This is a genomic window from Ardenticatenales bacterium (assembly GCA_020634515.1).
In the GTDB taxonomy this organism is placed as follows: domain Bacteria; phylum Chloroflexota; class Anaerolineae; order Promineifilales; family Promineifilaceae; genus JAGVTM01.
The window spans coordinates 1-13,173 of sequence record JACKBL010000004.1 but is presented as its reverse complement, the minus strand read 5'-3'; the positions used below and the strand labels follow the sequence as shown (position 1 = coordinate 13,173).

At 56.4% G+C, this 13,173-nt stretch carries 7 protein-coding genes; all 7 read right to left on the bottom strand.

The features are described from left to right. Positions 1–2: 2 nt before the first annotated feature. A complete protein-coding gene (locus H6650_11785; protein MCB8952685.1) occupies positions 3–2,693 on the bottom strand; it encodes an ABC transporter permease in 2,691 nt (896 codons plus the stop codon). A 25-nt stretch (positions 2,694–2,718) separates the two neighbouring features. Then, positions 2,719–4,740: a hypothetical protein gene (locus H6650_11780; GenBank protein ID MCB8952684.1), complete on the bottom strand. Its 2,022-nt coding sequence runs from the start codon at positions 4,738–4,740 to the stop codon at positions 2,719–2,721. Between the two features lie 8 nt (positions 4,741–4,748). Next, the gene (locus tag H6650_11775) at positions 4,749–6,125 is read right to left on the bottom strand and encodes a hypothetical protein (protein MCB8952683.1); all 1,377 of its coding nucleotides are present in this window, start codon (positions 6,123–6,125) and stop codon (positions 4,749–4,751) included. A 618-nt stretch (positions 6,126–6,743) separates the two neighbouring features. Then, on the bottom strand, positions 6,744–6,884 hold the full coding sequence (locus H6650_11770) for a hypothetical protein (protein MCB8952682.1): 141 nt from the start codon (positions 6,882–6,884) through the stop codon (positions 6,744–6,746). A 216-nt stretch (positions 6,885–7,100) separates the two neighbouring features. After that, positions 7,101–8,372, bottom strand: coding sequence for a M50 family metallopeptidase (locus H6650_11765; protein MCB8952681.1), 1,272 nt, complete (start codon positions 8,370–8,372; stop codon positions 7,101–7,103). Then, on the bottom strand, positions 8,369–10,603 hold the full coding sequence (locus tag H6650_11760; GenBank protein ID MCB8952680.1) for a B12-binding domain-containing radical SAM protein: 2,235 nt from the start codon (positions 10,601–10,603) through the stop codon (positions 8,369–8,371). The genes H6650_11765 and H6650_11760 overlap by 4 nt, the downstream gene beginning before the upstream one ends. Positions 10,604–11,262: 659 nt before the next feature. Continuing rightward, positions 11,263–13,134, bottom strand: coding sequence for a hypothetical protein (locus tag H6650_11755; protein ID MCB8952679.1), 1,872 nt, complete (start codon positions 13,132–13,134; stop codon positions 11,263–11,265). Positions 13,135–13,173: the final 39 nt, after the last annotated feature.

Here is a 13,173-nt window from a genome sequence, read left to right as displayed (position 1 = left end):
CATTATTCGTACCGTAAAACGACAAGGGGTGAGGTCCGGGCTGCGCCGTAGGCCGTGATCAGGGTGGCGGTCAAGGCCAGCACCAGGGAGAGCAGGATGAGACCAAGCACGGTGGGGAGGGGGAGAATGCCGGCATTGTCCGCTACCAGGTCCGTTAACAATACCAAAACCACGCCCGCGCCCGTGCCCAGCACGCCCCCTAACAATCCAATCAATCCATTTTCCAATAACAAGAGCATCAACACTTGCCGCGTCGATAACCCCAACGCCTTCATAATGCCAATCTGCCGCCGCCGTTCTTGTGTCGCCAGCGACACCGTGTTTGCAATAATGACGCTGCTGCTGAACAACGCCAGCACGGCTATCAACAAGGGCAGCGCCGTCAATTGTTCCAACAGGCGGGACAAAAAGGCGTTAAATTGGGATGTTTGCAAGACAAACACACCGGGGATGTTTCCTAACTGAGCCACTGTTGGCGCTATTTCCGGCTGCGCCACAGTGAGGGCGAAAGGAGAGGGAGCGGGTTGGACCGCGGCAGGGATAGCGGATGCCGGCGCCAGGGCGGCCTGCGCGCCGCCAATGCGAATCTGGATGATGCCGCCATTGCTGGGCAGGGCAACGATCCCGCGCACCGTCACCGTCTGGCTGTGCTGGGCGTCGAACTGCAACGTCAACGTGTCGCCGGGCTGTAAGTCAAGCCACTGAACAGCTTCCGAATTGTAGAGCAGTACGCTATCCGGTTGCGCGAACACATCGACATCACCGCTGATGAGGTCGAGGCTCTGGGGGTCCTCCGTCAGCAGGGTGATGGAAAAGCCTTGCGCGAATTGCGTCAACTGGGAGAGCGTTTCCGCGCGCGCCTGTTCGTCTGCGCCCGTGCCCACTTCCGCGGCAACAGCCTGGTCGGCTACGGTGGCAAGCAGGTCGGCCACGTCCTGGTTGTCATTGATGGCCGCGAGATGGGCTGTATAGATGGTTTCGTGTTGCCAGGCTTCTATCTGTGGCAGCGTGTTGATGGTTTGCGCCAGTTCTTCGCTGACGGCCAGGCTATTGGGCAGCGCCAAAATGTTGCCGCCTAATTGTTCTTCGGCAATCCCTTCGATGGCGTTGATCACTGCCTGGGTCATGAGGAGAATGAGGCTGAGGGAGAAGACGCCGATGATCATGGCCAGCAGGGTGCTGGCCATGCGCCCTCGTTGGGTACTCAAGAAACGCTGCGCCAGTTTGAGTTGGATGCTGCCAAATGCCGGCAGTCGCCCCAAAAGCCAGAGCAAGCCCCCCAGTAACCAGGTGAGCACGCCCAGAACCGCCATGGTGGCGTAGGCAATCAACACGCCCTGTAGCGGGTCATCCAGAATAACGCCGATGATCAGACCAATGATAAAGGTCATGCCGGCAATCACCAACAGCGTCAACCCCCTGCCCACGTGAGGTACAATCGTCTCGTGGGCGGAAAGAACCGCGTTGGGACGGATACGGCTGGCGGAAATGATCGGGAGAAACCCAAACACCAGGGTGACCACCACGCCCAGGGCGAGACCCATGAGAAGCGCCTGCGGGTAGATGGCGAACGTTAATGTTTGCGCCACCACGCGCTCTCCCAACCCGCGCAGGAAAAAGACCAGGCACAACCCTGACAAAATCCCCAACAGGCTGCCCACCACACCCAGGAGCAAAGACTCAATCAAGAATAGAAGCGTAATCTGACCACCAGATACGCCGAGTGTTTTCAGGACGGCCAGTTCGCCGGCGCGCCGCTGTACGACAACGTTCATGGTGTTGGTGATGCCAATGCCGCCTATCAGGAGCGACACCAGACCTAGTGTGGTGATGAGCCGATTGATCTGCTCACTGACGCGACTGTTTTGTGCTTCCAGGTCGGCGGTGGACACAATATCCAGAGTGGGGAATGCCTGCCGCAATGAGCGTTGGAGGGCGTCAATGTCTGCTTCTGGCGATGTGCGCATGTAGATGACGTTGGCGTTAATGCCCAGCGCGGCTGCTCCCGGCGCATACGGCAAGTAGAAAAAGGGGAAGAAGAGGGTGTTGAGGTCTTGCAGGCTGCTTTCGCTGTCGTTGTTGACGATGGCCGTGACGCGCAGGCGATCACTGACGCCGGGAAAGCGCAGCGTATCGCCGACGCCCAGGTTGAGTTTTTCCGCCAGGCTTTCGCTGATGATCACGCTGTCGGGGTCAGCGAGGCGTTGCGTCAGTCTGGCTCCAGACGGTTGCAGGATGTCGATCTGGTCATAGAAAGGGTATTTGTCCGGTTCGACCAGAAAGAGTAAGGCGGCTTCGCCGGTGTTGTCCGTGGCGCTGACGGTAATAGGACGCTGGTTGGCGCGAAGTGCCAGACTGATCTCCTCTACCCCGTTTTGCGCTGCCCAGGATTGGACGCGGGCGATGCCCTGGTCGCTGAAGGTGCGGGGGAAGAGGACGTTGCTCTCTTGAAACAGGGTCTCGTTTGCAACCTCTGTTTCGCTGTTGCCCGTGGGAACGCGCAAGACGATGTCGCCGCGGTTGGCGATTTGTAGATTGCCGGTGAGCGCGTCGCCAATCATCAGGCCCAGTGTGCGCAGGGAGACGACGGCGGCGACTCCGGCGGCAATGCAGAAGAGGACAAAGAGCGTGCGCCGTCGGTTGCGGGTGAGTTGCGCGGCGGTGTAGCGGAGAAAGAAGGAAAATTTGTTCATAACGAAATGGTGTGGTGGATAGGATTCAGCGACGCCGCCGCAAGGCCAGCAAGGCTTGTAGGGCCGTAGCCGTGGTGAAGAGCCGCCGCCAGTCAGGCACGATGACGTTTAGCCCAATGGTGGACTCGGTCCAATGTTCTTGTTGCCAGGGTCGGCGCACGTTGGGGGCAGGGACGCGCAAGACGGGCAGGACGGACCAACTGCCGTCGGGTCTTTGGTGGTTGATGAGATAATGAATGCCGGCATTCAACGCGGCTTCTTCTTCCTTTGTTTGGGCGCTCACGGCTAATGCTTGTGCCGCGAAAGCCGTATGGAATGGCGCGCCCGTCTGCTTGCCGTTTGCGCCCCAACTTCCGTCAGCGCATTGGGAGCGTGCCAGCCAGGCCGCGGCGCGGGCCAGCGCCTGTTCATCTCGCGGATCACCCATGGCCTTCATTGTTTGCAGCGCGCGACAGGTGGCATACAGTCGCCCCGACCACCAGTAAGCGTGCCAGAATCCGTCCGCATGTTGTTGGCGGCGTAGATAGGTCAATACCCGCTCCGCATGGGGTCGGATCGCATCCCCAGCGTGCCTTGCGGACAACGAGGCCAGCAGCAGACCGATGACGCCCGTCACGCAGGCGTGGGAATGGGTCCAACCCGACAGTTCCTCCATCTGCGCCCGAAAGCGTACCAGCCAGGCCTCGGCATCAATGATGGTGCTGAACCCGCCATCATCGCTTTGATGGGCCAGTAAGACGTGTAAAGCGGGCTGCCAGACATCTGGCGCCATATCCGCCTGGGTGGAAAGGAACAGCAGAACGTTAGCGATGGAGTCCGCATCTAACGGCCAGTTGCGATTGTATCCCCAACCGCCTCCGTCAAACTGGTTTTGAATGAGCCAGTGGGCGGCCTGCGGCAAGCGCCCCACGGGTTTGTCTAACTGGCTCAGAGTCCAACCGACGTAGCCCGTGACCCAGAACGTGCTTTGTTCGGCCAGAAGCATGAAGTCACCCCAGCGACCATCGCCGGCCTGGTTCTGCGCCAGGTATGCGGCGGCGTTGGTTATGGCGTGGTGCAAGGCCTTGTCCTCGGCGGGAGCGGTGTTTTTTTCGGGGCTTGCTGTGTGCGGATGGCTGGCGGCTGCCGCACGGCGTCCCTTCATCACTATTTCGGCGATGTCTCTACGCAGCGATTCGCTTTGCTCCAAAAACCGGGTCAGTAGCGCGCCCCAGAGGGTGGGGGAGAGGTCGCTGACGGCGGCCATGGCGCGGTAAATATGGGCGGACGCTTCTTCTAACGTTTGCCCGGCGCGTCCGGTATAGTAGAAATGGCGTCCTACCGACGTTAGTAGCGCTTCTCTTGCGGCGGGATCCGTCGCGGCCAGTTGGGGGGTTTCCGTCAGCAGATTGATGAGGGGATAGGAGAAAACGCCGTGGCGGTAATCTTCTTTCCAGTTCAGCACGCTCTGGAAGAGGGAAATGCCAATGTACAGATGGCGCTGTGAGTGGCGCACGGCCTCGCCCACGTCTGGCCGGGCGGCCACGGTGGCAAAAGCGGTGGTGATGATGCGCGCCGGCGCTGTTTTGCCGGCAATGATATGGTTTAGTGCCGGCAGGGGATAAGCGGCGGCGGGTAGTTGCAGCCACTCCCGTTCTTGTTCAAATCCATGCCGGCATTCGACAAGACTGGCGTCGAATTGCGACCAAAATGGCGCCGCGGCATCAATGAACGGGAGCAGTTGCGCGCGGGCAAATGCTTCTAGCCAGGCAGCCCCCGCGTGGACTTGCTCGGTAGACCACGGTCCCCACTTTTGTTGTTGCCGCACAAAGCCGTACATACCCGTCGCGCGCGCTGCCAGGGCGATTTGACGGGCCGTGTGAAAGGAGACATCGGCGAAGTACTCATACAGATTCAGAGGAAAGAAATTCCAGAGATTGTCGCTGCGTACTCGCTCGCTCGTTTCAGTTGTGTAGGTGGGTGCAATGCCGTTTTTGTTTTGCCAGGCCAGCCATTGCCGGTCAAACTGGGCATTGAGACGATTTAATTCCAATTGCAGTAATGACATTTCCAGGTTCAGGCGACGAGTTGATAGCGATAATGGCGCAGCACATCGGCGGCTGTGACATCCGCCAGTGACATAGGGTAATGTGTGCGGTAATCTTGCACGAGCCGATAGCCGAGGTAGCGACCGATAGCCAGTGGCGCCCAGGGAGGAAGCATGCCCCCCGGCGCGGTTGCCGATGGCTGCCATAAGAGAGCTGGCTCCGCCATGCTCAGCGATAGAATGGTTTTCAGCCAGGCGTCATTGTAGTGGCACCATGTCCATTCCGCCGACGACAATCCCAGGTGGCGCTCCCATTCGTATTGGGCGTGCGCCTGTTGTGAATGATGGATAGCCAGCCCGAGTTGGCTGACAGCCGCGCCCAGGTTCTTCGCCCCTTCCTGCTTGCATAAATAGTCGGTCTGTACCTGATTGACCGGGGGGGGCAGGGGAACCGGCATTCGCTGTGGATCGAGCCAGGGGGGCCAGGTCGGGGAGATGGGCAGGGGCATGTTGCCGTCGGCCAATTCTTGCGACCAATCGAGAGTAATGGCGGTTTCGTCCGCGGTTAAGGGGGGCTTGGGTTCAAGTTGAAAGGTGAATTCCTCAATGCGCTGCCGTGTTTTTTGGATGGCCGCCACCCAACTGCCACTATCCATTTCCAGGCTGATCAGGTCTTCCGCGCGGTCCAGGTACTTGACGGCGACGGTGCACATGCGTTCAGGGATGGTGAGCTGCTGCAATAGGCGTCCGACTTCTTCTATGCTGGGCCTCGTTTCAGACTCGACGCGCCTGCACCAGCCTGCTTCTGTGAAGGCGAGCGTGAGCGGATAGGAGTAGTGATGGTTGTGGTAATCCAGCCGCCAGTCTTGCAAGTCGTCCAGCAATTGAAAGCCGACGTAGAAGGTGTCGTGAGAATTGACCAGGGCGGGGATTAAGTCCGGGCGGGCGCTCAGGGTGGCCATGGCTGCGATACAGACTTTGCCGACGGCGGGTTTGCCGGCATATATGAAAGCCAGTTCTTCTTCCGTATAGGTTGTTACCAGATGATGATGGCGAATACGTTCCTGTAAACTGGCCTGGATGAAGTGCTCAAAGTACGTTTGCAAGTATGGCCAGAAAGGAGAATCGAAGGGAAACAGGCTATACAGCAAGGAAAGGGCTTGTTGCTGCAACAGGCTGCCAACCAACACATTCCCCACATCGCCGGCATCCCGGTGGTCCATGAGTCGATCTAGAGAGAGGATGTAATCAAACAGGTAGGAGCCAATCAGGGAAAGTGCGCGCAGTTGGGCCAGGGAGAGATCGGGGAAAAGGGTATAAAAGAGGAGTGGATAGGTGTAGTAACCGCGGGTGTCCACGTTGGCGCGCATTCTTTGTGTGGAGATGAGATCGGCGAATGCCGGCATTTCTCCAACACGAAGTATCCGACGGGCATGGCGTACGAATGGCTGGCGCGCTGCCTGCACGTGAGCGTTGTCGTCTTGCCAGCCGACGTCAATACGGCGTTTAGTTTGGCGCTGAGACATCATTAACCCGAAATGTATTGAAGCGCGAACACTGCGCGGTCCTCTGGACTCGTTTTGTCCTATGCCTGTATCTTCTCAATAAAGGGTGGTAACGTCGGTTGAGCCAGTCGAAACCAACGGCCTTCGACTGAACTGAACGTACCTTCTCAATAAAGGGTGGTAACGTCGGTTGAGCCTGTCGAAACCAACGGCCTTCGACAAGCTCAGGCTGCGTTTCCCCCGAAATATCGAGCATTTATCCATGCCTCGCGCAAAAACAGGAAACATCGGCATCAGGTTACGGTAGAGTGACCTGAAGTTGAACATTGATGAGACGACAGCTACCCGTGGTCCAGAGTTGCGCAGAATTGTTTCATATTTCAAAGTCCAGCAAAGCGTCTACATAAAAGTCGAGGCATTTGCGGGATTTAAGAACATATCTCTGCACTTCTGTGGTAGGTCACATATGTGCGTGTGCGGGCTTGGTCTGCGAAGCAGATTTAGATCTGTAAATGGTTGTTACCAGGATACGGTGACGGTTACCTCAACGTCAACAGCGGATGTTCCGGCTGTTGCCATTTCCAGACGAGATTCCAGTTCTTCGATGCCTAGCTCTTCAATGGACATATTTTCAAACGGGGTTTCGTTGAAGTTCTGCATAAAACTAGTCTCCTTTGCAAGTGATGGAGGGTTGACAGAATGTTATGTCATAGTAGCCGTTGCCCAGGCACAGCCACTCTACCGTTAGGATTGTTTTCTTCTGTTCCAACCGATATTAGGGTTCGCGCAAAATTAACTTTAGATTATTCGGCAAGTAAGAACCCTTTCAGCGCATCCGCCAATTCTTCAGCGAAGTCCTTGTTAATAGATGCGCCCTTATGGCGGCAGGGCCACGGAGGGGGCGCGCTGAACTGAAACGCGCTTGACCAGGGCGCGAAGGCCGCGTAACAGTAGTAGAGTGAGGCCAAGTAGCGTGATGCCTGGCGAAATGAGTCTGAGCAGGGCTGCGCCAATCAAAGCCCCGTCAGTGGTTTGCCAGCCACGCAGAAGGCCGTCGATATTGGTGGTTAATGTCGTAAGAAGCTGTTGGATAAATGCCGGCATATTTCCCCCCACCTCTATCACCATGGTTGCCGTTAACCAGACAAACCAGACCAGGTAAATGCCTAGCCCAATACGTACCCAGGGCTTGAAGGCCATGCCGATTTGCCCTTGCTGCCGGCCCAACAATCGCTTGACCATTTCCCACAGGCGACGATGTAAGTTAGGGACGCCCAGAGCATCGGAAACGATCCAGTATCCATCAAACTTGGCCAGGGGGTTAAATGCGAGCAGGACAATCAGGCTAATGTTGATCACGGCCAACAAAAAAACGCGGCTTCCGCTGAGTAGATAAACGAGATAGTAAATGACGGCTGCCCAGAGCTGAAAATAGATGCCGCCCAAATCGACGACCACGCGTTGCCAACGGGTGAGTCGCCAGATGCGGGTAACGTCGGCGTAAAATACGGGGAAGATAAGGTAGATGCCAAACCCAATCGTGCCATACTCCTCCCCAAAGCGGCGGCACGCAGAAGCGTGCCCCATTTCGTGCCACAAAACGCTTAGAATCGTCAACCCGTAAACGAGAATGAAGTCACTCTCGCCCAATGATTGCGCCCACTGATGCCAGACGGCATTGGCATCGGCATAGACAAACAAATAAGCCAGGGCTATGACGAACAAACTGGGGATCGCTACGGGCCAGGTGAAAAAGTATTGTCCCAGGCGGGTCAAAGGGGCAATGCGGCGTGGAGAAAAGAGGTCAACGCGCCAGGAAAAAATCCGCCCGGCACGACCGGGCAGAGAAACGGCGGCGTCGCTGCCGACCAATAATCCGTAATTTCCCAGGTGACGCTGGGCCATTTGCCAGACCTGTTCCGCGGGGATGGCGCGGCCCCATTTCTGTTCTAGAATGCCGGCAATTTCCGCCACCGTGCGCTGCCCATCAATACACGTCACGAACTGATACATGTTTGGGGTCAAGCGGAAATGCCGCCCGTCTGGCAATACCAGAATATACTGCTGTTCAGCAGCCGCGGTGTCAAAAGGTGACAGCGTTGTCCCCTCCGGTAGCTGCAATACGGCCGTTTCGCTAAAGGCGTTCATGCGGTGGCAAACCCCGCGGCCATTAATTCTATTTCTGTCATGTTATGCCGCGTCGCAAAAATGCGTTGCTGCGTATTATTGCGAATAATCAAGTTGGGTCGATTTCGCAATTGGGTTGCCGGATCACGGATTTCTAATATGTCGCCGGGCTGCACCACCGGATGGTCCGTCTGTGGGATGGGAACCTCTAAAAAGACAAAGCCCTTGTCCGCCGAGGGCATCAGATTGACAAACAAGACCCCCGTTGGCTTGGGTTGGATATCTTCTGGCCATGGCGCATTCGTACGGGTCATCTCGTTGAGATACAAAACGTCGTAGGTAAACAGATAGTACAGGGTGAGATCGTGCGTATGCCCACGATACAACGCATACTTTGCTTCGAAGTAGGCCACCATGTCGTGCAAATGGGGGGCCTGCGGATAGTGTGGCAGTACCTCAGTCCGCAAGAAGTGGGAGAAATCCAGACCAAAGCGATAAAGGAAATAATCTTGTGTAATATCTTCTTGATTGACGTGTTCATATTGCCAGTCAACCCACTTTAGCAGCATATCCTTGAGATTAATGCCGGCATGTCGCAACGCGATCATCAAATTAGGCGACCCATACACGGTTGCCGAAACGACTTTGGGAAAGCTTCGGTCCATGTGCGGCGTTGGAATGTAATAGAAATTGGGGAAAACGTCTGGATGGTCCTGGACAACCTGGGTTTCCTCTTCCGTAAGCAGGAACAAGGATATGTCCGAGCTATGGCCGTCAAACACCAATTCGTCCTTATGTTTGGCGTACAGGGGGCTGCCCACCAATGGCGCTAATAAGTGCATCTGGCCTCGCGTTTCTTTGGCCAGGTGGATCACATCCAGAGCCATATTCATGGAATCCGCCGCATCATCAACCGTCTCATCAGGAAAGCCCGTGATAAACGAAGCTGTTGGAGCCATATTGTTTTCCAGGCAGGCCAGCATCGTGGGCATGACTTTGGAGACGTGCAATTTCTTCTTCACGATCGGCTGCAATCTCTGCGATCCCGTTTCGATGCCAAAGAACACCCCTATGCAGCCCGCCTCGGCCATTTCCGCCAACAACGTCTCGTCTACACAATCAACACGGGCGCTGCATCCCCAATTAAACTTGTGACCGCCATCTATTAAGGCGCGAGAAAACTTGTGTACCCATCGCGCATCGACCGTGATCATGTCGTGTACCAGGTCGAATTTGCTGTATCCGTAGGTCTCTTGTAAAAACACCATTTCCGCAATCAATCGTTCGGGCGATTTGATGCGATAACGGCGGCTGAAAAAGAGATTCGTAGAACAGAATGTACATTCAAAGGGGCAGCCGCGACCGGCTTCAATGGGAATCAGCGAGACGTTCAGATGCTCAACAGGATATAAATCATAGGCCGGATAAGGCAAAGCATCCATGTCCTGTAACAGGGGAGGGCCAGGATTGACGACGATCTGCCCCCCCGGCGCGCGGTAGGTGATGCCCAATAGCGATTCATTCAATGGTTGCCCGGTAGCCCAATGATTTACCAGGGCGGGAAAGGTATGGTCCGCTTCGCCGCGGACAATGGCATCAACCCAGGGGAACACGCGCAGGGTGGCTTCATCTACGGCTGTTGCCTGTGGCCCTCCCAGGACGATTTTGGGTTCGGGATTGTGTTCGCGGCAATGTCGCGCGAGCGTGAGCGTTTGCGGGTAAGAATTGCACATGGTGGTGAACCCGATCAAGTCTGGCTCATCACGCAATATCAATTTCGCTACTTGTTGGTGGAATTGGGGTCCATCACTGGCTTTCCCCAACGTCAGGGCCAGGGTTTGATCCACGATGGTGACTTCATGCCCATGTTGGCGCAAAATCGCGCCCAGGCATAGCAAATTGAGGGGGATATACGGACTGGGGATGCGCCCAAAGAACCAATCTGCGTTAAAGCATGTAACCAATGAGATTCTCATTGCTCTGCTCCTGGGTAATATGAAATAAATATGACCGGACACTGCTTTTGCGGATGCCGGCATTCTATGCAAAGCTAAACAGCCGTATTTGCCCTTTCCTCTCGTGTAACGGCTAACCGTCTCGTGGGCTGAGCTTGTCGCAGCCCATATTGCCTTCGAGCGGTTCAGACAACGGACTAAACTCTCCCGCAGGGGGCTAAGTGGCTGTCCGCCTGGCATCTGGCGAAATCCACATATGGTGACCAGAGTCGCGGCTTTAGTCGGATCAAACGCCATATGTGGGCCGACTGAAGTCGCCACGCCACAAACGCCAGTGTCCAGTAAATCTATTTAATTGTCTTTGGCAATTTGGCTGTGGAAATGTCGTTAAGTTACGACTCTTTGACTCGCTATCCACACACCCAGGCTTCATGGAGATTCAGCAAATAAGCTGTTTTCTCCTGGCTACCAGGCAAAACCCCGAACATCATCGAAATACTATACATGCTTGACCCATGACGACCGTACTGGTCTGAGTGCAAGTTGAAATTAGGAAAAACAATACCATTCCTTGTCGTACTTTACAATGGGACAAAACTCTTAGGAACGGAAATTAAATAAGACAACGAAGTTGTTTCCTTACCGTTCCTGCAAACTGACGATGCAATTCCGTACGTGACTATACAGGTCATCTGCCCAGATTGGACCAATTTGCTCTGGTTGAATCTTATTGATGTCTACAAAATTGGTCCAATCTCTCGGAGACGTGAATAGTTACTTCCGTACTTTATTTCATCGTCAGTCCCTAGCTTCTTGTAGTAATCGCCCGAAAATAACTTTGCACTTTTTACGGACGGTTACTGCCCACCGCAGTCCATGATAGTCGCTGTCCGCACATTTCCGCTCATTTAATTGCGGACAGCCACTGACGATTGCGCCCTTTTCTTCCCACCCCCTCAGCGCCCGCCGCCGGCACAGGCGCAGGCACAGGCGCAACCCGCGCAGGCACAGGCACAACTGCCGCCGCCGCTGCGGCCGCCGCTGCCCCCCGAACCGGAAGCCATTGCCTTGAATACATCTCCCGTTACCTTGTCCACGCCGCTGAGATTGATGTAGCCGCCCGCGCCGGGCACTTTCACCCCGCCGGGAAGAATGGCGCCGGCCATCGATCCCATTGTCGTTTCCGCCCAACCGGCGAAGCCGGCGGCCACGTCCCCCAGGCCGGGCACGGAGCCAGAGCCTGATCCCTTGCCGCCGCCCAGCGACACCCCGCCGCCCGACATTGTCGGCGAGGGGCGCACCCAGCGGGGAAAATACGTGTACGTGGGGCGCGCGAAAACGGTGGGATATTCGTCCGACATGAGAATCCATTCCAGGTTGCGGTCCACGGTCTTCTCAAATTCCGGCAGGTCGCCAATGCTCTGCGCTTCTGTGATCGCCCGATCCACGATGCGGCGATAATAGTCGCGCGTTTCTTCCAGATTGAACCCTTTCATGCGTGCGGCCAGGCTTTCCAGGAAGGCGCGCATGGGTTTGCTGAAGTTGATTTGGGGCACGGGCTTGTTAGGGTTGTCCTCCAGCGCCTCCAGGAAGGCGTGTTCATATTTATGTAGCACCACGCCCGTGTCCTGCGCCGCCTGTCGTCGCGCTTTGTCTTTGTCTGGCTGCGTGGTGGGCAGCGCGGCGCGGAAGGCGTCGTTGACTTCCAACTTCAGCGGCGTGGCCTGTACTTGCCGCACGATGCCTTTTTTCAACAGGCCGAAAAGCACCAGGGTGAGCACTTTGTTGAGGGGCATTTCCAGCAGCGCCGCCGCTTCCGCTGCCGTGAGGCCGCGCTTGATGCCGCCCCCTTCGACGCTGACGATGGGGGGCAGGTATTTGCTCTTACGCTTCTTCAAGCCGCGTTCGTTGACGAAGATGAGGGCGATGAGGGGGATGAAGCTGAGCAGGTGCAACCCGGGGCTGACGACGTAAATCCAGATGAGCGCGCCGCCGAGGAGGAACCAGAGTGTCCAGCCGGTGCCGCCGGAGAAGCGGAAGAAGAGGAAGGTGAATAGAGCTGCGCCGAGAATGCCGGCAAGCAGCCGAATGCCCGGATTACCCACGAACCAGTTGATCGCCAGGTCAATGACCGTCTGCTTGATGACGTACGCCATCACGGCTTTAGGAAAAGAGACCCCAACCCGATGCGGCCCATCCAGGCGCGTATCCGGGAATTCCCACAAGGCCACGGCGTGTCCCTGGAACATCGCTTTTTGCGTGAAGGGTTCATCCTGATAGAGCATTTCGTCTGGGTTGACCCCTTCGGGCAGATGGATAGCGATCTTCAGGTTGGTGCTGCCCTGCACAAACTGCCCGTCAAACCAGGTGGGTGTGATTTGCAGCGACGCCAGTTCCTTATTGGTCACGTCCTGATACACCATGTTGGGCATGGTGAACTCGAAATGCAGGATGCCCGTGCCGGAAGCGGGGATGGTGAAGCGGTCCAGGTGAATTTCCACGCCTGGCTTGACGAATTCCGAGGGGCGAATGTCCGTGATGGCGGCGCCGCTGATGGAGGCCGTCATGTTGCTGATGTCGTAATCTTTGGTGGGCATGCCAATGTCCACGATGTCGATCACGTGCCCGCCCGTGCTGTTCTGGAAGGTGATGTCGTACTGAATGCGGGCGGAGCCATCTGTTTGCACGAAGACTTGCATTTCCACGTCGGGAACGCCGAAGAGGTAATCCTGGGCGGCGGCGGGCGCGGCCAGGATGATGAGCAGGCACATAGCGAACAGCACTGCCAGGGGGCGGCTGAATTTTTCGAGGGGGGTCAAGTTGAACATGGTCTTCCTGTTCCTGGTAGGCTGAGCGAGGTCAATAAT

Excerpts from the sequence above, each read along its gene's own strand:
- H6650_11785 (MCB8952685.1), bottom strand. The coding sequence starts at position 2,693 with ATGAACAAATTTTCCTTCTTTCTCCGCTACACCGCCGCGCAACTCACC.
- H6650_11780 (MCB8952684.1), bottom strand. The coding sequence starts at position 4,740 with ATGTCATTACTGCAATTGGAATTAAATCGTCTCAATGCCCAGTTTGAC.
- H6650_11775 (MCB8952683.1), bottom strand. The coding sequence starts at position 6,125 with ATGCCGGCATTCGCCGATCTCATCTCCACACAAAGAATGCGCGCCAAC.
- H6650_11770 (MCB8952682.1), bottom strand. The coding sequence starts at position 6,884 with ATGCAGAACTTCAACGAAACCCCGTTTGAAAATATGTCCATTGAAGAG.
- H6650_11765 (MCB8952681.1), bottom strand. The coding sequence starts at position 8,372 with ATGAACGCCTTTAGCGAAACGGCCGTATTGCAGCTACCGGAGGGGACA.
- H6650_11760 (MCB8952680.1), bottom strand. The coding sequence starts at position 10,603 with ATGGCGTTTGATCCGACTAAAGCCGCGACTCTGGTCACCATATGTGGA.
- H6650_11755 (MCB8952679.1), bottom strand. The coding sequence starts at position 13,134 with ATGTTCAACTTGACCCCCCTCGAAAAATTCAGCCGCCCCCTGGCAGTG.